This window comes from Acinetobacter sp. CY05 (assembly GCF_059515805.1).
In genome coordinates this window covers 65,852-88,490 of sequence record NZ_JCAKMW010000004.1, presented here as the reverse complement: position 1 = coordinate 88,490, position 22,639 = coordinate 65,852, and the positions used below count along the sequence as shown (strand labels likewise).

Sequence of the window (22,639 nt, the reverse complement as noted above, 5' to 3'; positions counted from 1 at the left end):
AAACTACTCTCCTCGAGCAAAAAGTTTATCGAGCTGTGCCAATGGAAAGGCACGCCAAGTTGGGCGACCGTGGTTACATTGGCTGGCAAATTCCGTTTGTTCCATCTGACGCAATAAGGCATTCATTTCAGATAGACTCAACATACGGTGGGCACGCACTGCACCATGACAAGCCATACCTGCTAAAATTTCATCACGTTTTTGCTGTAAGCCTGCAGCTTGATCATTGGGATCTAAATCATTAAGTAATTCAGGCACTAAGGCGGAGAAATCAGCCTTTTGTAAGATGGCAGGTACCCCACGCACAATAACTTGATCTTCACCATATTGATCAATCTCTAGACCTAAACGCATCAGCTGTGGCTTTAACTCATTGACCCGTAGCGCTTGCATACGATTAATGCTCACCACTTTTGGAATCAGAAGCTGTTGTGACATCCAAAATTCTGGTTGATCCCATGCAGCTTTCATTTTTTGCAATACAATGCGTTCATGTGCGGCATGCATATCAACAATAATTAAGCCCTCATGATTTTGCGCCAAAATATAGATACCATGCAATTGCGCAATTGCGGTGCCTAAAGGATACTCATCCACTTGAGCTTGAGGCTGATGTGGAGTTACAGCTACAGGCGCAGTAAGGCTGCTGTGTGCCTCTTCTTCGCGCAAAGGGGCTAAATAGCTCTGAATAGCGTTATTGACCTGTTGTGAAGGCTGATATTGACTGCGTGCCTGATACGCCACACTTGGTCCTGACCTATCTTGATGATAGTCGTTATATGGCGGTACAACATCGGCAACAGAAGCTACTGTTGGACGATGCAGTGGCAATTGTTCTTGCTGACTGGGCTGCGGAGCTATCAAGGCAGGCGTAGGCTTCATTGCCTCTGATAAATCAGCTGTGGCGGTTTGAAATTGCGCGAGTGTCGCTTTAGCATGATGGCGTACAAACTCGTGCACTTCACGTTGATTTAAAAAGCGTATTTCATGTTTGGTGGGATGCACATTGACATCTACATCTTGCGGATCAACTTCTAAAAACAGTAAATAACCCGCATATTGATGGCCATGCAAAATCCCGTCATAAGCCATTTTTAAGGCATGACTGATGGTTTTATCTTTGACAATCCGTCCATTGACATAGACATACTGTAAATCCGCTTGCGCGCGTGCATCCGAGGGATGGCCTAACCAACCAGATAAACTCAAGCTTTGCCCTTGGGCATCAATCCAATAGGCATTTTGACTAAACTGTTTACCCAAAAGCTGCTGTACGCGCTGCATACGTAATTCACCGCTGTGGGCGATGGGCAAATTAAGGCGAATTTGGTCGTTATGTTCCAAAACAAAACGAATATCAAAATGAATCAGGGCTAAACGGCGCACCACTTCTTCAATGTGCCCAAACTCTGTACCAGGTTTTTTTAAAAATTTACGTCTTGCTGGTACATTAAAAAATAAGTCTTGTACCCGAATATGGGTACCTTTTGGCGCCGCCACCGCTTGGGCAGTCTCGCCATTAAAAGCAGTACCATTGACTTCAACCATATAACCGATGCCATCCTCATTTTGGCTACTGGTTAGACTCAAACGCGATACTGCAGCAATGGATGCTAAGGCTTCACCACGAAAACCCAAACTAACAATCGCGTGTAATTCATCAGCATGATAAATTTTACTGGTGGCATGACGCATCACCGCCAGGGGCAAATCATCTGGATGAATGCCGCGACCATTGTCCATGATTTCTATCAGTGTAGTACCACCTTGTGCCACACGAATGGTAATTTGTGTCGCACCCGCATCAATGGCATTTTCAAGTAGCTCCTTGACCACAGACGCAGGGCGTTCAATTACTTCACCGGCAGCAATTTGGTTGGCAAGTGCCGCATCTAAGGTTTGAATACGGCGTACACTCACAGCATTATTCATGGTTAAAACGTGTCTCCAAAGCCTGTTGTAAGGCACTATGCTGGCTGGTTAAGGTGGCAATACGCGTCAATTCATCTTCTGATTTTGCAATATCAATGATTAATTCCGCAGCTGGAATTTCATCTCCACCTTTAGATGGCCATTCAAATAAAAATAGTGCATTTGGGGTATCTAAATAGTCACGAATCCCCATCAATTCAAGCTCATAAGGGTCATTTAAACGATATAAATCAAAATGAAAAATATCTTGACCTTGGATCTGATACGGCTCAACTAAGGTATAAGTTGGACTTTTAACCGCACCTTGATGGCCTAAACTCTGTAAAAAATAACGACTTAAGGTGGTTTTACCTGCACCCAAATCACCAATCAAATACACAATCCCTTGCTTAAAATTGGCGGCCAATACTTGGGCTAATGCTTGGGTATCGTTTTCGTTATTCAATTGAAGCTGGAAGGAATACTGCATAATACTCACGACAGGAGGGTAAAGATCGAATATCATAACATTGCCCTGTTGCAATGCCCATGTTCAGCAGTGGAATTGTATATTTTTTAGCAAGGCCAAGCATGATTGACACTGCATTTGTTCCTCCCATGATTGATGGCGTCACTGCCAGTAAAGTGTTTTTACCTCCACTTAAGACCACACCTGCCACTCTCTTTACTTACTTAAGTCAAAATTTTCCGCATATTCAAGCGAGTGAATGGCAACAACGTTTGGATGCTGGCTTAGTCTATAGCCAGAGTGGGGATAAGCTGAGTATGAACAGCGCCTATACGCCCAATCAACATGTATTTTATTATCGCTTTTTAGCCCATGAAACTCATGTGCCCTTTCAAGAACAGATTTTATTTGAGAATGAACATCTGTTGGTGGTAGACAAACCACATTTTTTAACCATGAGCCCAAGTGGTCAGTATGTCCAAGAAACCTTGTTGGTTCGCTTAAAAAAACGCACCCAAAACCCAGATTTAACCCCAATTCATCGCTTAGATCGTGAAACTGCTGGCGTGGTGCTAATGTCTAAGCAAGTTGCTTCTCGCGGTGCCTATCAACAGATGTTTGCCGAACGTTTGGTACAAAAAACCTATCATGCGATTGCCCCATGTTGTCACACAGTTACGCTGCCACATACCTTAAAACTACATATGCAAAAGGGCGAGCCGTTTTATACCATGCAGGTGCTTGAGGGTCCCCCTAACAGCGAAACTCATATTGACGTGCTAGCGCATAATCATCAATTTGCCAAATATGAACTTCGACCTAAGACTGGAAAACAGCATCAATTACGAGTGCATCTGAATTATTTAGGCATTGCGATTTTAAATGATCCGCTCTATCCCACTGTCTGCCATAAAGCCGATGATGATTTTAGCGCGCCTTTACAGTTGCTGGCAAAACAGATTGCCTTTACAGATCCACTGACAGGGCAAGCAATGCAATTTAGCTCCAAGCTTGACTTGCAATTACCTTGTAATGACAATGTCATTTAAAACTTAGCCCTCACAACGGTAATATCCTGATGCGTAAAACAGAAGTCTATCAAATTCGAATTGGCAGCGAAGAGAAGCAGCAAGCCTTTGCCGTATTTGAACAGCTTGGTATGAGTCCCGCACAAGCGGTTCGCCTTTTTTTTAAACAGGTGGTAAAAACTCAATCTATTCCTTTTCAGATTGAACATCATGCCGTTCAAAAATCGTTACAAAATTCTGCTGCGTCTGACAAAGCTATAGAAAACTTGCCCCTTACCGGCTTAGAGCAGCAAGATGCAGAGCTTTTTGCCACTTTAAATGCGCTGTTACAACAGGACAAAAAACCTTAAGTCACAAAAAATCAACGCGCGTGCTGTTAATCTTTTGTATGCTAAAACGCGATAAAAACAATAAGGAACAGCACATGATTGTCCGACGTGCCACCCAAGATGATTTACAACAATTGGCGATTCTGTTTGATGAATATCGTCAATTTTATGGTGCCTCTTCGCAGCTGAAGTTATCTTATGGTTTTCTCAAACAACGTTTTGAAAACCAAGAAAGCGTGATTTTTATTCATGTCAAAGATGATGTGATTACCGGTTTTATTTTATTGTATTTGGGTTTTTCATCAGTGGCGTGTTCCACCTATTATATTTTAGATGATGTTTACGTCACACCACTTTATCGTCGCCAAGGTTCAGCACGACAATTGATTGATACCGCAATTTTATTTGCACGGCATGAAAATGCTCTACGTTTAAGTTTAGAAACTCAAAAAAGCAATTACCAATCACATAAACTCTATGAAAGTATGGGATTTGTCAAAGATGATGAGTTTCAAACTTATCATTGTTTCTTAAAGTGAATCTGCCCGAGTTCTGGCATGTTCAATTTGCGCGGCATTTAAATACATCCACTCACCTACCTCAAGATCTTGTGGCAAGCTAAATGCTCCAATTTGTTGACGATGCAGCTGCTCAACTTTATTGCCCACGGCGGCCAACATGCGTTTAACTTGATGATAAACCCCTTGATGCACCGTCATTTGTAAATGGTGTGTGTCTAAACGCATAACATCCGTAGCAGCAAAAATACCCGTTTCATTACGTAGCGCTACCCCTTGGCTCAGCTTTGCAATTTGTTCATCGGTGACAGGGTCGGCGGTATGCATGATATAAACTTTGGGTACATGCTTTTTAGGATGAGTCAGCGCTTGTAAAAATTGCCCATCATCGGTCAGCAACAGTAAACCCGTGGTGTCTTGATCTAAACGTCCCACACATTGAATACCGCGGTTTACCAACACTGAATCAAACAAATCAAAGACACTAAAATGATGCGTGGCTTGATGCGAGCATTCATAGCCTTGTGGTTTATGTAAGGCAATGTAAACCTTGTCGCGATATTGATATTGCTCATCATACACAGAAAAATTTAACTCATTTATCTCCAATTTATATTTTGGATCAGTCACGACTTGGCCATGAATCGCAATAGCACCATTTTTGATCAGCTGCTGACAAGCTTTACGTGAGCCAAAACCTTGTGATTGCAACATTTTTTCTAACAACATTGAGCTTAAACTTCTGGTCTGGTAAAACGCCATTTTATACTGAAATTGTAGAAATTGCCTGATGGGCTTACAATGCCACTGCCCTTTTGACGTTACTGCGCGTATGCTCTCCCATCTTGATTTAAATTTAATTGTGCTGTTGCTATTATTGGCTGTTGGTATTTTCAGTCATAACAGTGCTGTAACCATTGCTGCTGCGGTGTTAATTGTATTTAAGATCACACCACTGGCTGAGTTTTTTCCTTTGCTGCAACAACATGGCTTAAATCTGGGTATTATTATTTTAACCATTGGCGTACTTACCCCAATTGCCAGTGGCAAGATTCCAGGTGACGCCATTTTAAAATCTTTTTTACATTGGAAATCATTAATGGCCATCGCTGTCGGCATGTTTGTAGCATGGTTAGGTGCGCGCGGTGTAAGTCTAATGAGCCATCAACCCAATATTGTCGCAGGTTTACTCATTGGCACCGTGGCTGGTGTAGCAGTCTTACGTGGTGTACCAGTCGGACCACTCATTGCCGCAGGTATTTTATCACTATTGATTGGTCAGTCTTGAACGCTGTAATTGAAATAAGACCTGCACCAAGATCAAGGCAAGCAAGGATAAAAGCAGCATGGCGACGCCTAGCCATCCCCATGTGCCTGTCCACGCCACCAAGCTTGCTGCCAAAGGTGGCAATAAAAATTGTAAGCATGCTGAACATTGCAGCGTTAGACCAATGGTGGCGGGAATACAATGGGCGTGCGGTGCAACGTGCATGGCTTGAGAAAATACGCTCGCTGGTACTAATCCGCCAAATAAAGAAAATGCAATGACACACGTATATTGCACAAAAAATGGCAAGTAGGCTGAGAAAATATAGAAAGTTAGCGCAGTCAGGAGCATCACCACAAAGCCAATACGCATCAACCTAGAGGCAGGTATGCCATGCTGTAATAAGCGTCCGCATAATGCTGTACCACATGCATTACTGATTGCGACAACGGCAGTCAATGCCCCAGCCAAGCTCAATGAAATATGATTGTGCTCATAAATCGTGGGTAAAAATCCTACCAACACCAACCATTGGCCTGCATATAAGGCAAAAATCAGCGCCAACCACCATGCAGGTCGATGCTTCAACACTAGACGCAATACTTTTAACACATTAAGACTATGTGGATTGGCAGGTGGTACGGGTAACTGTAAGGTTAATATTAAGGCCAAAGTAAAACTCAGCACACCATAGCCTAACCAGACCTGCTGCCAAGTACAAAAACTCAGTAATAGCGGCGTAAACAATAATGCAAGGCCCATGCCACCGCCCATATAGGCACTCCATAAGCCTAATTTTTTTTGTAATTGTTGAGTTGTAACCAGTTGGCGTAAATAAGCTGCCCCAGTTAAGGTAATGCATAAAAAGCCTAATCCTTCTATGGCACGTAACAACAGTAGGATTTTAAAGTCTGGAGAGATTGCCGCTACACTACTGGCACTGCCCAAAAGCAATAAACCCAAGACCATGCAGCGTTTTAAACCGATTTTCTCGCTATAACTGCCTAGGAGTAAAGCCAAGAGCATACCTGCGCCTTGTACCAAAGACAGCAGAAGTCCCGCTTCCACCAACGAAATATTTAAATCACGTTGTAACACTGGCACAGCGGGCGGTAACTTTCCTACATGAATTGCAGCCATAAAACCTGCCACAATAATCCATCCATCACGGCGCATGCTTCCCTCCTTTGCATGGTGAACTAAGTGAATTAACAGCAGGCTTTTTAGATGAAATCCTTTATAGGATCAAGCTGTTTAAGGATAATAATACTGACGTTTTTTTGAAAATTTCTCGAGCTGCTTTAAAAAGCCCTCGAAATAACTTTTGTCTTTATCATCAGTACGGTAGCCTGCATATAAGGTACGTCTTAAACCGTGTTCTGACACACATTGTAAACGTCTTGAAGTGACCCAGCCTTTTTGCTCATATTCATTTACCACCCAATCCGGTAAAGCCGCCACACCACGCCCACTGGCCACCAATTGAATCAACATTTGGGTTAAATCGGTGGTACGAATACTTTTGGGTTGAATATTGGCCGGAATAAATAGCTTGGCCATAATATCTAAACGGTGCTTGTCGACAGGATAGGTAATTAAGGTTTCTTCTGCTAAATCGTGTATGCTAATAGTTGCAGCACGAACTAAAGGATGAGTGATTCCCAGTACTAAGCGCGATTCGTATTCAAAAATTGGGAAATATTCAATCCCTTTTAATGCAATTGGATCTGCGGTAATCAGTAAGTCAAATTCTGAGTTTTGCAATAATTCATGTGGATTGGCTTCAAAGCCCGAGGCAAAATCAAGGTCAACATCTGGATATTGCTGTCGGTATTGATTGAGCAGTGGCATTAACCAATCAAAGCAGCTGTGACATTCAGATGAAAAGATAATTCGTCCAGTTTGTCCGTACACAATGCGCGTGATATCGGTTTGGGCAATTTGAATCTGCGGAATCACATCATCGGCTAATTTGAGTAAGCGCTGCCCTACATTTGAAAAACTGACCGGTCGACTACGACGATTGACCACCTCCACTCCATACCAATGATCGAGCTCTTTAAGTTGATGGGAAATCGCTGAAGGAGTTAAACATAGATCATTGGCAGCTGCTACCAAAGAACCATGTTCGCGTAATGCCAATAAGGTTTTTAAATGCCGAATTTCTAACATAGCAGCGCATTAAACAGTGAATTTAATTCAATTTACCATAAAAATCTTTGATTAAAATTCAGCAATATTTAATTGTTTGATTTTCAGACAAAAATCGTGCTTATATTTATGCTTAGGCTATTTTTCAAGAACAGCTCTGCCTGACTGAGGTGGAGCAGCTTTGGTTTTAGCTGAGCCCCACGATTTAAAGCACAGTTATTTGATAAAAAGTAAGGCCAAACGTACTTGATCATAGCCAATACGTGGACTGCTGGCCTCCACAATCGGACGCAATTTAATGGCACCATCTTCACCAAAATGTTCAGGATTTTGGCGTTTGATTAAACGTTTATAAATTTTACGCACTTGCTCGACCACATCCTCGCCCGGATGCGCTTCAGAGATATCTAGACCATCTTTTTGTAATTTGGCTAAATGGTTAATGATCGTGGCAGGGGTTAAACCGCGTTCATTGGCAATATCTTGAACATGATAACCTTCTTCAAACAAAATACGTGTCTCTTCAATGGTTTGTGCACCCATGTTTTGCTTGCTCGAATGTTTAGCCATTTTTTTCTCATTGCGCTGAATTTCAGCTTCATTGAGTGTGCCGCCACAATGACGAATAAAGGCTTTATGTTGTAAGCTTAGATCGACATCCATAAAGTTGGTTTCTGCTTCACTAGACAGTTCTTGGAAACGTCGATCGGCTTTTAAGGCCAAACTGTCTAATTCTAAGGCTTGTAAATTAAAACCCAGTAACCTTAAGCCATCTAAACTTTTTAAACGTGATAGCGCCACATAACCCTGCCCTTTTTCGAAAGTATGGCTGAGATTAATCTCCGCAGCCGCTAAGGTCATGCCTTGTGATTTATGAATGGTAATCGCCCATGCTAAACGCAGTGGAATTTGCTGAAAACTGGCAATAGTTTTACCGGCATCGTTATCCACCGACCAAGTTTCAGGCTCCACCACTAAAGTGGTGCCATCGGTCAGTTTCACTTTAGGTAAGATGCCGTATTCTTCATCTTCGCTAAAACCCACCACTTCGCCTAAGCTGCCATTGATATAGCCCATTTCAAAGTTGTTTTTAACAAACATTACTTTGGCATTTTTCTTTAAAATCAAGCTCTCTGGCGCACGTACCGAGGATTTGAGTGTTTCAACCAACTTGGCATTACCATCACATTTAGCATCAAATTGACGCGCATCAGCTTCTAAGGCATTTAAATGCTGAAAGTTGATTTGATCAACATCGGCATTATGGGTATATAAACGGGTAAAAGTATCGCCGATCTCTTGCTGCTGAGTATTACGCAAGGCTTGAATATGCTGTTGGTCAATGCTTTGGCGACGAATCGCATTTAAGATATCGTTTAAATAGTCATTGCCTTGACGATGTTGTTCGGTCAAATAACAGACCCGAAACTTGGCTTCGACCCATGCCTCAGACATAAAGCAAAATTTATCACGATTGCGTTCTTCAGGTTTACCCACGGGTGGCAACTGGAAAAAATCCCCTGCCACAATCACTTGAATGCCGCCAAAAGCAGCATCGCTTTCTTTAAAATATTTTAACACTTGATTAACGAGATTGAGCTGCTTGGCATGTAGCATCGAGATTTCATCAATAATCAAGACTTGGGCATTTTCTAAATGCTCTTTTAAATATTTACGTTCCTTCATGTTTTTTAAATCATGATCGCTCAGCACGTCTTTAATGCCAATCCCCGCCCAAGTATGAATGGTCATACCATTCATATGCGTGGCTGCAATGCCAGTGGATGCAGTAATCGCAACAGGGACTTTACGTGCCTTTAAGTATTGAATGTACTGATTTAAGGTATAGGTTTTCCCTGCACCGGCCGAACCAGTCAAAAAGACATTTTCTCCTGCTTTTAAAAGTTTCAGTGCAGTTTCTTGTTTCATAAGCCCATACCATCAAAGAACCGCTGTAGCCTAGCATTTTTTCGCAAACTTTTCAGCTAGCAAAAGACATGCCTTGTCGCCTATAACTTCCTGAATTGAACGATAACATCACTATGAAAAAATCTCATGGTAGGTATTTGGTAGGTTTTCATTTTCTGCTTTAGTTTAGATACTCTAAGCAACGGTGAGGGTCACCGATAATAATCAAAAGAATGGTAGAAGGAATCAGACCATGGCGTTTAAACATCTTGCAGATCAAACCAACGGCTTTTACATCCCGTGTGTATCTTTATTTGGCCCCGGCTGTGCCAAAGAAATTGGCAATAAAGCCAAAAATTTAGGCGCAAAAAAAGCACTCATTGTGACGGATGCCGGTTTATATAAATTTGGCGTAGCCGATGTGATTGCTGGCTATTTAACAGAATCTGGCGTAGAAAGTCATATTTTTGCGGGTGCAGAACCTAACCCAACCGACATTAACGTCCACAATGGCGTAGATGCCTATAACCAACACGGCTGTGACTTTATTGTCTCTTTAGGTGGTGGCTCATCGCATGACTGTGCCAAAGGTATTGGCTTAGTGACCGCAGGTGGCGGCCATATTCGTGACTATGAAGGCATTGACAAAAGCTCAGTCCCTATGACACCGCTGATTGCTGTAAACACCACCGCAGGTACTGCCTCAGAAATGACACGTTTTTGTATCATCACCAATACCGACACCCATGTCAAAATGGCAATTGTGGACTGGCGTTGTACCCCTCTTATTGCCATTGATGATCCAAAATTAATGTTGGCCAAACCCGCAGCTCTAACTGCAGCGACAGGGATGGATGCCTTAACGCATGCTGTTGAAGCCTATGTTTCTACTGCAGCCAACCCAATTACCGATGCTTGTGCAGAAAAAGCCATTAGCATGATTAGTCAGTGGTTAAGTCCAGCGGTTGCCAATGGCGATAACTTAGAAGCCCGTGATGCCATGAGTTATGCACAGTATTTAGCAGGTATGGCCTTTAACAATGCATCACTGGGTTATGTACATGCCATGGCGCATCAATTAGGTGGCTTCTATAACCTTCCACACGGCGTATGTAATGCAGTGCTCTTACCGCATGTCTGTGAATTTAACCTGATTGCCTGCCCTGAGCGCTATGCCCGTATTGCAGAACTCATGGGTGTGAATACGCAAGGTTTAACCACCACTCAAGCGGCCCATGCTGCCATTGCTACCATTCGCACCCTCTCTCAATCGATTGGTATTCCAGCAGGCTTAGCGGAACTTGGTGTCAAAGAGGAAGATCTAGATGTAATGTCAGAAAATGCACAAAAAGACGCCTGCATGCTGACCAATCCACGTAAGGCTAGCCATGCCGATGTCGTTAGTATCTTTAAATCAGCCATGAAGGCCTCTCATGCTGATGTGGTGAGTTTTAAAGCGGCAATGTAAGTTTTCCCAGTCTTTGTACTTACATGCTTTATGGTCAACCCGTACTCAATGGGTTGACTTTTTTTATTTGACAACGCAGACAACTTATTCAAAGATGTTCTTTTACAAGAATAAAATTTAACGCTATATGGCCAGTCCTTTTCAATTTCCAGTTCAGTATCAAGATGATCCTTTAGGTGCAGGTTTTGCCTGCGCCACCTTAGACTTACCCAATGACTATGAAGGGCAAGTAGTGGCAAAACTGATTCGCAAAAAAGCCAATCTGCCCACCAAAAAGGCTGTGCTGTATATTCATGGTTTTATTGATTACTTTTTTCAAGCCGAGATGGCATTACAATTTAATCAGCATGATTATGATTTTTATGCCTTAGATTTACGCAAATATGGTCGCGCGCTTCTCGCCCATCAAAAAGCCTATAACGTGCATGATTTACGTGAATACGATGCCGAAATTAGCCAAGCCTTGGACATTATTTGGCGTGAGGGTCATCAAAGCTTAATTTTAGCCGGACATTCGACTGGTGGACTGATTTGTACCTCATATGCTGCGCGTAACAGTAAGCATCCTTTACTTAAAGCCCTATGGCTGAATAGTCCTTTTTTTGATTTTAATTTAAGCTCTAAAATGAGTCAGTTTGCTTTAAGCCAACTGATTAAACTGGGTCAAGTTTTTCCTAATTTATATCTACCAAGTAGTTTAAACCCACTTTATGTACCAAGTCTGCATAAAGAGCTTAAAGGCGAGTGGGAATTTAATTTAAAGCTTAAACCACAACACTATCCTTTTGTGCGTTTAAGCTTTTTACGCGCGGTGTATGTGGTACAGCAAGAATTGCAACGCGGTATTCGACTGAATTTGCCCACCTTAGTCATGCACAGCCATCAAAGCAGTCGCCCGCGAACATGGTCAGCACAGGTGCAAAAAAGCGATATTATCTTAAATGTGGGTGATATTGACCGTTGCACACGGCATATTGCAGGCGACGTACAAATTATTGCCTTGCAACAGGCCATGCATGATGTAGTGTTGTCTCAAAAACCCGTGCGCGAGCTGGCGTATCAAACTTTGTTTACTTGGCTTAAAGCACGCGGGCTTTAAGGTTCTTTATATTTGAGTAAGGTTTGATGCACCGGATGTGCTTTGGGCATTAATTCAATCAGGCGCTCAACGGCATCAATGGCTTCTGGGCAGCGTGCTACATGTTTAAGCAGTACATCAGTTTCATTGGCTTTAAAAATCGCATCACTTAAGCGCGATTCTAAGCAATCGCGCCATGCCGTTAAAAATGGACTTTCGGTTTTGGCCAAAAACACGCCTGCGCACAGTTTAAGTGCTGCCTCAGTTGCACCGCGATCTAAAGCAGTCTCCGCTTGCAAAAAGTCTGCATCAACATCTGCTAGCAATCGATAAGGTCTAGAGCCTAGCATCCCGCCCAGCAATTCACGCAATTGCGACATTTCTGCCTTTAAGGTACCCATACTGACTTTACGCTCACCATATAAGGCTTGATGCAATGAGTCTAAGGTCAGGCCTTGCGGACATAATGCCAAAATGGTCAAAATTTCAATTTGCCTTGGGGTAATCACCAACACTTTGCCATTAAATAAGACTTGAGGTACAGCAAAGGCACGAATATAAAGCTGTTGACGTTGATGCTCAAGCAGCGCGCTTTGAATAATAGATGCGCAGCGTTCGGCGGCCAGTAAACCTAAACTGTTGTGTTTATCCCATACTGTAGATAAATCTACCACCCCTAAAATATTTTTAGAATATGGATCTATAATAGGCGCCGCATAACACACCCAGTTTTGTACCGAATGCATATAGTGTTCGTTAGAAAATACACAAGAAGATTGCTCAGTTTTTAAGGTCAGCGCCAAAGCATTGGTCCCGACCAATTCTTCACGCCACTGTCCGCCCTGAATAAAATGAACATTTTCTGCTTCACGGCGCATCTGTCCATGCGCTGCACTCCAAATAATGGTACTGCCCACATCGCCTACGGCCAATGCCATGTGAGATTGCTCAGCAATATGTTGCAACTCATCTGCACAATAATTCAAAGCATGCTGCAAGGGGCTGCTGCTGTCATTGAGCTCAGTTAAAGGCGCTGCCACACGCTCTTTAGGAATCGCAGCATTTTCTGAACGCTGCCATGAACTAATAATACTTTGACCGAGTAAATTCGCTTGTGTGCTTGAGCGAGAAATTCCATTTCTTAGCTGCTCAATTTGTTGTCTTTTTTCTATTAAATTATGTTTGGTCATCATTTGGTCTTCTCACAACAACGTAATGATTGACGCGCTTCCTAGGCGTCATTGATGTAAACAATTGTCGTGGTGTTGTAATTCGACTTTTGCCTACCTTTTTCCAACCTTATGCTAGTTATGCTTGAGACATAATGTAGCGGATTGAGTTATTCAGTTCCAATTTTTTTATGCTCTTTGGGCTACATATTACACGACGCAAAGGAAAATAAATATGCGCTATATCGATCCGAATCAACCAGGTTCAAAAGTAGAATTTAAAGCTCAGTACGAAAACTTTATTGGTGGTGAATGGGTTAAACCCTTAAATGGTGAATACTTTGAGAATATTTCACCTGTGGATGGCAAAGTGTTTACCAAAGTACCACGTTCATCGGCAGAAGATATTGAATTGGCCTTAGATGCGGCTCACAAAGCCAAAGATGCTTGGGGTAAAACGTCACCTACAGAACGTGCCAATATCTTGCTTAAAATTGCGGATCGTCTAGAAGAAAATCTAGAAAAGCTTGCGGTTGCAGAAACATGGGACAATGGTAAACCTATTCGTGAAACTTTAGCGGCGGATATTCCCCTTACAATTGATCATTTCCGCTATTTTGCCAGCTGTATTCGTACGCAAGAAGGTGGTATTTCTGAAATTGACCACGATACAGTGGCCTATCACTTCCATGAGCCATTAGGCGTTGTAGGTCAAATTATTCCATGGAACTTCCCTATTTTAATGGCTGCATGGAAATTAGCGCCAGCGCTTGCTGCAGGCAACTGTATTGTATTAAAGCCTGCTGAACAAACACCCGCGAGTATTTTGGTATTGGTTGAATTAATCCAAGATCTATTACCGGCAGGTGTACTCAATGTTGTCAATGGCTATGGTGTTGAAGTCGGTCGTCCTCTGGCAACCAACCCACGTATCTCAAAAATTGCCTTTACCGGTTCAACTGCCGTTGGTCAATTGATCATGCAGTATGCCACTGAAAATATTATTCCAGTAACCTTAGAGCTCGGTGGAAAATCACCAAACATCTTCTTTGCAGATATTTTAGACCAAGAAGATGAGTTCTTAGACAAAGCTTTAGAAGGCTTTGCAATGTTTGCTTTAAACCAAGGTGAAATCTGTACCTGTCCATCACGTGCTTTGGTACAAGAAAGTATTGCTGATCGTTTCTTAGAAATGGCTGTAGAACGCGTTAAACGTATTAAAACCGGTCACCCTTTAGACACCACCACCATGATTGGTGCACAAGCTTCTCAAGAGCAGCAAGATAAAATCTTAGGCTGCATTGCCACAGGTCGTGAAGAAGGTGCACAAGTCTTGACAGGTGGTGCTGCGCGTCACGAAGTGGGCGAAGGTTTCTATATTGAACCGACCATCTTTAAAGGGCATAACAGCATGAAAACCTTCCAAGAAGAAATTTTTGGACCTGTGCTGGCAGTCACCACGTTTAAAGACTTTGATGATGCGATTAAAATCGCCAACGACACCATTTATGGTTTAGGTGCAGGTGTTTGGTCACGTTCAACGCATACCTCTTACCGTGCAGGTCGTGCTATTCAAGCCGGTCGTGTATGGACCAACTGCTATCATATTTACCCAGCACATGCGGCATTTGGTGGTTACAAAAAATCAGGTATTGGCCGTGAAAACCATAAGATGATGCTAGATCATTACCAACAAACCAAAAACTTACTTGTCAGCTACTCAACTAAACCGGCTGGCTTCTTCTAAGTTTTTGTCTATAACAACATAAAATAGCGAACCTCGTGTTCGCTATTTTTTATGATTTTTCGTTATTTAAGTATAAAAAAGCAGTCCGTAGACTGCTTGCTTGTCATAGGGTTTAGCTGACCTGTTTAAGCTGCTCTAGTTTGGCAATTTCTTGTTTTTTAAGCAGATTTCGTTGAATTTTTCCACTTGAAGTCTTAGGTAAACTGCTAACAAATTCCACTTCACGTGGATAAACATGTTTAGATAAACGTTGGCGCACATATTGCTGCAGTTTTTCTTCTAGTGCTTGAGTTGCAGCATAACGTGTTTTAAGTACCACAAAGGCTTTGACAATTTCGGTGCGCTCCGGATCTGGTTTACCTACCACAGCTGACTCTAACACTTCTTCACATTCTAATAAGGTACTTTCTATATCAAATGGTCCTACGCGATAGCCTGAGGTAGTAATCACATCGTCGGCACGACCAACAAACTCAATCGCCCCTTGTTCATTTAAACGTACCGTATCGCCTGTGATATAGTAATTGCCAACAAAGGATTGACGATTATTGCCGCCATAGCCTTTAAACCAAAATAACGGCGACTGGGTATAATCCAAAGCCAAGATGCCAATACCACCAGCTGCGAGTTCTTGATGCTCTTGGTTTAACACAGCAAAACGGTGCCCAGGAATAGCAAAGCCTGCCGAACCGACTTTTTTGTCATGGAGTAAACCATGATGATTGGCGATCACCATACCCAATTCGGTTTGACCATATTGATCGAAGATATTGACCCCTAAATCTTGTTTAAACCAGTGAATGACTTCAGGGGTTAGGGGTTCACCCGCACTACTGACTACGCGTAAATGCTCACGCAGCTGCGGCTTAAATTTTTCTTTATAGCCAAAAAACATGCGAAATGCTGTTGGTGAACCAGCCAGATTAGTTACGCGATATTTTTCAATGATCTCAAGCGCATGATCAACAGTAAAATTCCGCTCATCGAAAATAATACTGTGCCCTAACGCCAATGGGCCTGCAATGCCATAGTACAAACCATATGCCCAGCCTGGATCAGCCAAATTCCAAAAACTGTCTTGCTCACGTAAGTCCAGTGCATAGTGCATATAGCCTTTAAACGCCAATAAGGCTTTTAGCGGTACGGCTACTGATTTAGATAGACCGGTAGTACCTGAAGTAAACATCATTAAAAAATCATCAGTAAAGCGCAGCCTAACAGGTTGATGCTCAGTTGACTGCGCATTGATTTCAGCCCAAAAATCAGCATCAATATTTTGAGCATCAGCATGGGCATTTACTGTTAAAATCTGATTGATTTCCAACCGATTTAGTTTTTCACGTTGTTCAATATTGGTCACTACCAATTGGGTGTCTGCGCTTTCAAGGCGATGCTCAATGGCTTTCGATTCAAACGCAGTAAATAGTGGCTGATAGACCGCACCAACGCGCCATGTGGCTAAAATTGTAATGATCAATTCTGGCGTGCGTGGCAATAAACCGGCAATACGTTGCCCTTTTTGAATACCAATACTGTGCAAGTAATTAGCCAATTGGGCTGAGGCTTGGGCCAGTTGATCAAAGGTCCATGTCTGCTGTTCACCGTGTTTACCCTGCCAAATCAGGGCAACTTTATTTTGTCCTAGATAACGACCACAGCACTCGTCATAGGCATTTAAGTCATCTGCATTGCCATATAATTGAGTTTGAATATATTTTTCTAAATCAAATTCTTGATAGGCTTGCTCAAGTGTTTGCATGTACTATTCCTTATTGTTTTTTATGCGACATCCGTCTGCTGATGTGATCAACCTTGATCATTATTTTTGGAGTTAAGCATGTTTATTAGATTAAATACAATTTCAAAACCCCGCACATGCTGTGCGGTGTTTTGAGGCTTAAGCCTGTGTGACTGCGCGGGCAATCACCATACGTTGAATGTCAGAGGTGCCTTCATATATTTGACTGACCCGAACATCACGATATATACGCTCAACGGGAAAATCGCTGACATAACCATAGCCACCATGAATTTGAATGGCATCTGAGCAAACTTTTTCAGCCATGGTTGACGCAAAAAGCTTAGCCATAGACGCTTCTTTTAAACAAGGTAAACCAGCATCTTTTAGTGTTGCTGCATGTAAAATGAGCTGTCGCGCTGCTTCGATTTGGGTGGCCATATCAGCCAAACGAAAACTCACTGCCTGATGCTGAACCAACTCCACCCCAAAGGCTTTACGCGCTTTGGCATAGTCAACGGCAGCTTCTAAAGCCGCGCGTGCCATGCCAACCGATTGAGCTGCGATACCAATACGCCCAGACTCTAAATTAGATAAAGCAATTTTATAGCCCTCACCTTGTTGCCCAATCAAGTGATCGTGTGTAATACGGCAATTGTCGAGCACAATGGTGGCTGTATCAGAACAATGCTGTCCCAATTTATTTTCTAAGCGCGACACTATATAGCCTGGGGTATCGGTGGGCACCAAAAAGCAGGAAATGCCTTTTTTGCCTGCTTGTGGGTCCGTCACAGCCAACACCAAAGCCAGCTGGGCATGTTTGCCTGTGGTAATAAACTGTTTGGTGCCACTTAATACCCATTCATCGCCATCACGTTGTGCGCGGCATTGTAAGGCACTGGCATCAGAGCCGGCCTGTGGCTCAGTTAAGCAAAAGCAACCTAACCATTCGCCAGTCGCTAAACGGGTTAAATACTGCTGTTTTTGCGCCTCACTGCCATAGCGCTCTAAGATGCCACACGGTAAGGAGTTTTGTACGCTTACAATAGTTGAGATGGCGCCATCCCCTGCGGCAATTTCTTCCAAGGCCAACACTAAGGAAATATAATCTAAACCTGCGCCGCCCCATGCAGGATCAACGGTCATGCCTAAAGCGCCCAAAGCACCGAGTTGTTTTAATTCTTCAGCGGGGAAGCGTTTATTTTGATCGCGTTCTGCAGCAGTAGGCTTAAGTTGATTTTGGGCATAATCACGCAGCATATCTTGAATCATGTGCTGCTCTTGGCTATACAACATCCTGTCACTCCAATGCTTAGGCTATTTTGCAGCCATACGAATGGCACCATCAAAACGAATTACTTCACCATTTAAATAGCTATTTTCTACAATATGCCCCGCCAAATGAGCAAACTCTTCTGGACGTGCTAAACGGCTTGGAAATGGTACCATCGCACCTAATGCCTGTTGCACATGCTCAGGCATGGCTGCAATCATTGGCGTGTACATAATGCCCGGCGCAATGGTCATGACTCGAATCGCATCACGCGCCAACTCACGTGCTAGAGGCAAAGTCATTGAGACAATGGCACCCTTAGAAGCAGCATAAGCAGTTTGTCCAATTTGTCCTTCATAAGCTGCAACTGATGCCGTATTAATAATCACACCGCGTTCTTCACCATCCAGATTATTTTTTGCCATGATTTGTGCAGCAAAACGCAGCATATTGAAGCTGCCACTGACGTTAATATTTAAGACTTTTTGAAATAAATCTAAGCCATGTAAACCATCACGACCTAATACTTTGGCAGAAGGTGCAATACCAGCACAGTTGACTAAAATATCTACCTGTCCTTCACGATGAGTTAATTCTTGGAAGAACGCCTCGACTTGTGCCTCATGGGTCACGTCAAGTGCGACAAAACGCGCCTTTTCACCCAATTGCGCTTGCAAAGCTTGGCCCTGTTCAGCGTTCATATCCACTAGAATCACTTGGGCACCTTGGCTGACAAAATAGCTTGCTGTTGCTGCGCCTAAACCCGATGCACCGCCTGTGACAATTGCCACTTTCCCTTGAATATTCATTGTAATTTTCTCAACGTTGTTCTACTCGACTTATGGCTCAGAGTAATCAGTCTTTTTTTTAAGTACAATTTCCAAAGCTTGCAGCTTGCATGATGGATTTGGACATTAATAACCACAAGGATTTCAAAGTGATAGCAAAAGATCAGCACAGTATATGCATGAGTTTGGTACACGAGGCACTACGCCATGCCAAATCCCAAGCGCTTCAAATCGAAGTCATCTTGCAGCGTGCCGGTATAGGGATGGAACTTATAGACTCTGCCAAAGCCCGCGTTTCAATTCAACAATATGGCAACCTCTGGGTGGCGATTGCCGATGCCATGAATGATGAGTTTTTTGGGATGGATCGTCGGCCTTTACGACGCGGTAGCTTTCAGTTACTCAGTAAGTGGCTCATTCATTGTGAAAATTTACAGCAAGCCATTCAAGAGGCTCTGCGCTTCTTTAATTTATTTTTAGATGATCTACACGGTGAACTCATTGAAGAAGATGGGATCGCCAAAATCGTCATTCACGATCAAAGTGAGGTAAAACCTATTTTTGCTTATGCATGTTATTGGATGTTGCTGCATAGCTTAATGTGTTGGTTAGCAGGTCAGCGTATCAGTTTAACCTATATGCAACTTAAGCCATCAATTACCATGGCCCATCATGATTATCAAACCCGTTTCTGTAGCGACATTCGCTATCAAAGCCAACAAAACGCTTTAGCTTTTCAGGCGAATTATCTTCAACTCCCCATTAAACAAGATATGGCCTCACGTTATCAATTTTTACAAGGTACACCTTATAATTTGTTGGTGCGCTTTAAAAATCCTTGTGCGCTCAGCCAACAAATTCGTAAACAACTCATGAATTTATCACCGAGTGAATGGCTTGACTTAGGTGAATTGGCACGTCGTCTACATATGTCTGAGGCGACACTACAACGTCGACTCAAAGCTGAAGGCTTCAGCTATCAACAACTCAAAAATAATATTCGACGTGATCGTGCTATTGATTTACTAGTCAACAGCGAGCAAAGCTTACAACAGATTAGCGAGCTTCTAAATTTTCACGATCCGAGCGCCTTTCACCGTGCTTTTAAAAAATGGACAGGACTCAACCCCGGAAATTACCGAGTTAAAAACTGAGTTTAGCTTTTGCCAAGCGGTTTTTATGACTGACCATTCATCTTAAGTGTTTTGCTAAAGCTGTTTATATAGGTTAAATTTCACCCAAATTTAGAGTCCAGTTGGCTCTTATTTGGCTGTAATTCTCCGCTTCAATTACCTGATTAAGGTCTATTCATGCTTAAGATGACTGATGTATTAGAGCAAAGTCTAGTACAGAATTTCACCCACGGTTTTTCATCAACGTCTGTGTCACAGCTTGATGAACAGCTTAACCAAAGCATTTTAAATGCCTCAGATCATGCCCTAAAAAATCTGATCAATGACTTTTTCCAGCGCCCTGATGCCCTGCAAACGGCTCATGATTTAGATATTAGTGCTGAAGGGATTCATGCCTTGCAACAAGGTGTAGCACTTAAGGCTGAGTATTTAACTGAAACTGCTAAGATTGCAGCTTTATGTTTGGCTTTAGAAACCAATGCTTTGCATCAAATTGATATCGCAGACAGTTTACACGATTTTCCAATGTGAAAAAAAGCGACCCTCAGGTCGCTTTTTTTGGCGATTAATGCGGCCACTGCGCTAATGTTACGCGGTCATTGCCACCATAATCTTTAACGGTACGCACTTGCTTATACCCAGCTTGGCGAAATAGATGCTGCACGGCATCAGCTTGATCATAGCCGTGTTCAAGCACCACCCAACCGCCTACAGTTAAATGCTTTTTGGCTTGGACAATAATCTCAGCTAAATCCGCTAAACCTTGTTTGTCTGCCACTAAAGCACGACGTGGTTCAGTCTCGAGTGCCTGCATATGCACATCATTGGCATCAATATAAGGCGGATTAGAGGCAATCACATCAAAGAACTGACGTCCAAACGGTTTTAACCAAGGTCCCAAAAGAAATTCGACATTTTCAATCTCATGCAACTCAGCATTGTACTGCGCAACTTGTAAGGTTGGCTCATAAATATCTGAGGCCACAAGTTTCCACTCAGGACGTTCAGATGCGAGCGATAGTGCAATAGCACCGGTGCCTGTCCCTAAATCTGCTACACGCGCATCTTCAGGCAAATCAAGTTTAAGTACGGTTTCAACAAGCACTTCAGTGTCTGGGCGTGGGACCAGCGTGTCTTTGGTCACTTTTAAATCCAACGTCCAAAATGGCTGTGAACCCGTCACATATGCTAAAGGCTCACCTGCCTCAATACGTGCTAGAGCAGCTGTATATGCCTGTACCTGCTCAGCGCTTAGCACTTGATCTTTTTTCATGACCAAATCAAATGAATCAATTTTAGTAATGTGTTCTAGCAACCATGCATTTTCTTGACGTTCGTAGCTTTCGGGTTCACCACGTAAGGCTAAAGCCTGTGCAATATTCATTAGCCACCATTCTGCTGTGCAAGCATCGCTAACTGATCTGCTTGATATTCACGGTGTAAACTATTTAATAATTCGGTTAAATCACCTTCCATCACCGCATCTAACTTATATAAGGTGAGGTTAATACGGTGATCGGTCATACGACCTTGCGGATAGTTATAGGTACGAATACGCTCAGAACGATCCCCTGAGCCGACCAAATCACGGCGCATTTCTGAGGTCGCGGCATCTGCTGCTGCACGTTTAGCGTTTTCTAAGCGTGAAACCAATAAAGCCATGGCTTTGGCTTTGTTTTTATGCTGTGAACGCTCATCCTGACATTCCACCACTGTACCAGTTGGAATATGGGTAATACGGACTGCCGAATCGGTTTTGTTAATATGCTGACCACCCGCACCTGAGGCACGGTAAGTATCAATACGTAAATCTGCAGGGTTAATTTCTACAGAGGTATCTACATCCACTTCAGGTAAAATCGCCACAGTGCATGCCGAGGTATGGACACGACCTTGTGATTCAGTCGCTGGGACACGTTGCACACGGTGCGCACCACTTTCAAATTTTAAGCGCCCGTAAACTCCCTCACCATTAATTAAACAGATGACTTCTTTGTAGCCACCGTGTTCGCCTTCATTTTCCGATAAAATTTCAATACGCCAACCTTGTGATTCAGCATATTTACTGTACATACGGTAAAGATCGCCTGAGAAAATGGCAGCTTCATCGCCCCCGGTTCCGGCACGAATCTCTAAATAAGCTGAGTTGGCATCATTTGGATCTTTTGGAATCATTAAGATGTTAAGATCAGCTTCAAGTTGTTCAATTAAAGCTTTATTTTCTTTAATTTCTTCTTGCGCCATTTCTTTAAAATCAGGATCAGTGAGCATGGCTTCAGCTGTTTCAATATCCGCTTCTGCTTGGGTATATTGTTGCCATACACGCGTTAACTCACTTAAGTCACTATGTTCACGTGACAATTGACGAAAACGTTTATTGTCAGAAATGACTTCAACATCGGCCAATAAAGCGTTGAGCTCTTCATAACGATCGGAAAGTTGATCCAAACGTAAGCGTAACGATTCTTTCATGGGATAATAGTTCTCAAATAACCTGCAACATTGGCTGCATTAACTTTATATTGCCTATAGTTTACCTACTCCAGCCTTTAAAAGACATCTTTGCCCTACATTACGCTGGTATTTTCGGTTAAAAGCGCTGTGACGACGTCCTTAATTCCTCCATATTTCATATAAATCATCCCGCAATTTACATCTTTGTTC

General features: G+C 42.7%; 21 protein-coding genes. 9 read left to right on the top strand and 12 right to left on the bottom strand.

Annotated features, from left to right (window positions below):
* Nucleotides 1-3: 3 nt before the first annotated feature.
* Both mutL and tsaE read right to left on the bottom strand, forming a co-directional pair.
* Complete coding sequence (gene mutL / locus AC5YCD_RS05495) at nucleotides 4-1,932, bottom strand: DNA mismatch repair endonuclease MutL (RefSeq protein WP_496129063.1); 1,929 nt, start codon at nucleotides 1,930-1,932, stop codon at nucleotides 4-6.
* Complete coding sequence (gene tsaE / locus AC5YCD_RS05490; RefSeq protein ID WP_496129209.1) at nucleotides 1,925-2,401, bottom strand: tRNA (adenosine(37)-N6)-threonylcarbamoyltransferase complex ATPase subunit type 1 TsaE; 477 nt, start codon at nucleotides 2,399-2,401, stop codon at nucleotides 1,925-1,927. The genes mutL and tsaE overlap by 8 nt, the downstream gene beginning before the upstream one ends.
* 101 nt (nucleotides 2,402-2,502) lie before the next feature.
* Here tsaE and AC5YCD_RS05485 point away from each other — a divergent pair, with 101 nt between their 5' ends.
* The 3 genes from AC5YCD_RS05485 (at nucleotide 2,503) to AC5YCD_RS05475 (ending at nucleotide 4,276) form a co-directional block, all read left to right on the top strand.
* Complete coding sequence (locus AC5YCD_RS05485; RefSeq protein ID WP_496129062.1) at nucleotides 2,503-3,429, top strand: pseudouridine synthase; 927 nt, start codon at nucleotides 2,503-2,505, stop codon at nucleotides 3,427-3,429.
* Between the two features lie 29 nt (nucleotides 3,430-3,458).
* The gene (locus tag AC5YCD_RS05480) at nucleotides 3,459-3,758 is read left to right on the top strand and encodes a type II toxin-antitoxin system RelB/DinJ family antitoxin (RefSeq protein WP_496129061.1); all 300 of its coding nucleotides are present in this window, start codon (nucleotides 3,459-3,461) and stop codon (nucleotides 3,756-3,758) included.
* 74 nt (nucleotides 3,759-3,832) lie between these two features.
* The gene (locus tag AC5YCD_RS05475; RefSeq protein ID WP_496129060.1) at nucleotides 3,833-4,276 is read left to right on the top strand and encodes a GNAT family N-acetyltransferase; all 444 of its coding nucleotides are present in this window, start codon (nucleotides 3,833-3,835) and stop codon (nucleotides 4,274-4,276) included.
* Here the strand turns inward: AC5YCD_RS05475 and AC5YCD_RS05470 are convergent.
* Nucleotides 4,268-4,984, bottom strand: a complete 717-nt coding sequence (locus AC5YCD_RS05470) for a pseudouridine synthase (RefSeq protein ID WP_496129059.1) — start codon at nucleotides 4,982-4,984, stop codon at nucleotides 4,268-4,270. The genes AC5YCD_RS05475 and AC5YCD_RS05470 overlap by 9 nt on opposite strands.
* Nucleotides 4,985-5,087: 103 nt before the next feature.
* Here AC5YCD_RS05470 and AC5YCD_RS05465 point away from each other — a divergent pair, with 103 nt between their 5' ends.
* A complete protein-coding gene (locus tag AC5YCD_RS05465; RefSeq protein WP_496129208.1) occupies nucleotides 5,088-5,543 on the top strand; it encodes a DUF441 domain-containing protein in 456 nt (151 codons plus the stop codon).
* Here AC5YCD_RS05465 and AC5YCD_RS05460 read toward each other — a convergent pair.
* The 3 genes from AC5YCD_RS05460 to AC5YCD_RS05450 form a co-directional block, all read right to left on the bottom strand.
* Nucleotides 5,523-6,698: an MFS transporter gene (locus AC5YCD_RS05460; RefSeq protein WP_496129058.1), complete on the bottom strand. Its 1,176-nt coding sequence runs from the start codon at nucleotides 6,696-6,698 to the stop codon at nucleotides 5,523-5,525. The two genes, AC5YCD_RS05465 and AC5YCD_RS05460, sit on opposite strands and share 21 nt — an antisense overlap.
* Before the next feature lie 78 nt (nucleotides 6,699-6,776).
* Nucleotides 6,777-7,694, bottom strand: a complete 918-nt coding sequence (locus AC5YCD_RS05455) for a LysR family transcriptional regulator (RefSeq protein WP_496129057.1) — start codon at nucleotides 7,692-7,694, stop codon at nucleotides 6,777-6,779.
* Nucleotides 7,695-7,889: 195 nt separating this feature from the next.
* A complete protein-coding gene (locus AC5YCD_RS05450) occupies nucleotides 7,890-9,602 on the bottom strand; it encodes an AAA family ATPase (RefSeq protein ID WP_496129056.1) in 1,713 nt (570 codons plus the stop codon).
* A gap of 232 nt (nucleotides 9,603-9,834) precedes the next feature.
* Between AC5YCD_RS05450 and mdh the strand changes: the two genes are divergently transcribed.
* Nucleotides 9,835-11,049: an iron-dependent methanol dehydrogenase gene (gene mdh / locus AC5YCD_RS05445; protein ID WP_496129055.1), complete on the top strand. Its 1,215-nt coding sequence runs from the start codon at nucleotides 9,835-9,837 to the stop codon at nucleotides 11,047-11,049.
* Nucleotides 11,050-11,176: 127 nt separating this feature from the next.
* Entirely contained in the window at nucleotides 11,177-12,148 is a 972-nt protein-coding gene (locus tag AC5YCD_RS05440) for an alpha/beta hydrolase (RefSeq protein ID WP_496129054.1), read from the top strand.
* Here AC5YCD_RS05440 and AC5YCD_RS05435 read toward each other — a convergent pair.
* Nucleotides 12,145-13,320, bottom strand: coding sequence for a sigma-54-dependent transcriptional regulator family protein (locus tag AC5YCD_RS05435; protein WP_496129053.1), 1,176 nt, complete (start codon nucleotides 13,318-13,320; stop codon nucleotides 12,145-12,147). The genes AC5YCD_RS05440 and AC5YCD_RS05435 overlap by 4 nt on opposite strands.
* Nucleotides 13,321-13,531: 211 nt before the next feature.
* Between AC5YCD_RS05435 and exaC the strand changes: the two genes are divergently transcribed.
* A complete protein-coding gene (gene exaC, locus AC5YCD_RS05430) occupies nucleotides 13,532-15,043 on the top strand; it encodes an acetaldehyde dehydrogenase ExaC (RefSeq protein WP_496129052.1) in 1,512 nt (503 codons plus the stop codon).
* Nucleotides 15,044-15,155: 112 nt separating this feature from the next.
* Here the strand turns inward: exaC and AC5YCD_RS05425 are convergent, their stop codons facing one another.
* The 3 genes from AC5YCD_RS05425 to AC5YCD_RS05415 all read right to left on the bottom strand — a co-directional run bounded on the left by AC5YCD_RS05425 (nucleotide 15,156) and on the right by AC5YCD_RS05415 (nucleotide 18,863).
* Nucleotides 15,156-16,802: an AMP-binding protein gene (locus AC5YCD_RS05425; protein WP_496129051.1), complete on the bottom strand. Its 1,647-nt coding sequence runs from the start codon at nucleotides 16,800-16,802 to the stop codon at nucleotides 15,156-15,158.
* 138 nt (nucleotides 16,803-16,940) lie between these two features.
* A complete protein-coding gene (locus tag AC5YCD_RS05420; protein WP_496129050.1) occupies nucleotides 16,941-18,077 on the bottom strand; it encodes an acyl-CoA dehydrogenase family protein in 1,137 nt (378 codons plus the stop codon).
* A 21-nt stretch (nucleotides 18,078-18,098) separates the two neighbouring features.
* A complete protein-coding gene (locus AC5YCD_RS05415; RefSeq protein ID WP_496129049.1) occupies nucleotides 18,099-18,863 on the bottom strand; it encodes a 3-hydroxyacyl-CoA dehydrogenase in 765 nt (254 codons plus the stop codon).
* Nucleotides 18,864-19,021: 158 nt separating this feature from the next.
* On the opposite strand from AC5YCD_RS05415, the gene AC5YCD_RS05410 reads away from it, so the two are divergent.
* Together AC5YCD_RS05410 and AC5YCD_RS05405 are read left to right on the top strand one after the other, a co-directional pair.
* A complete protein-coding gene (locus tag AC5YCD_RS05410) occupies nucleotides 19,022-19,996 on the top strand; it encodes an AraC family transcriptional regulator (protein WP_496129048.1) in 975 nt (324 codons plus the stop codon).
* Between the two features lie 156 nt (nucleotides 19,997-20,152).
* The gene (locus tag AC5YCD_RS05405) at nucleotides 20,153-20,506 is read left to right on the top strand and encodes a hypothetical protein (protein ID WP_496129047.1); all 354 of its coding nucleotides are present in this window, start codon (nucleotides 20,153-20,155) and stop codon (nucleotides 20,504-20,506) included.
* A gap of 34 nt (nucleotides 20,507-20,540) precedes the next feature.
* Here AC5YCD_RS05405 and prmC read toward each other — a convergent pair whose 3' ends face one another.
* Both prmC and prfA read right to left on the bottom strand, forming a co-directional pair.
* A complete protein-coding gene (gene prmC / locus AC5YCD_RS05400) occupies nucleotides 20,541-21,359 on the bottom strand; it encodes a peptide chain release factor N(5)-glutamine methyltransferase (protein ID WP_496129046.1) in 819 nt (272 codons plus the stop codon).
* Entirely contained in the window at nucleotides 21,359-22,447 is a 1,089-nt protein-coding gene (gene prfA / locus AC5YCD_RS05395; protein WP_496129045.1) for a peptide chain release factor 1, read from the bottom strand. Before prfA ends, prmC begins: the two co-directional genes overlap by 1 nt.
* Nucleotides 22,448-22,639: the final 192 nt, after the last annotated feature.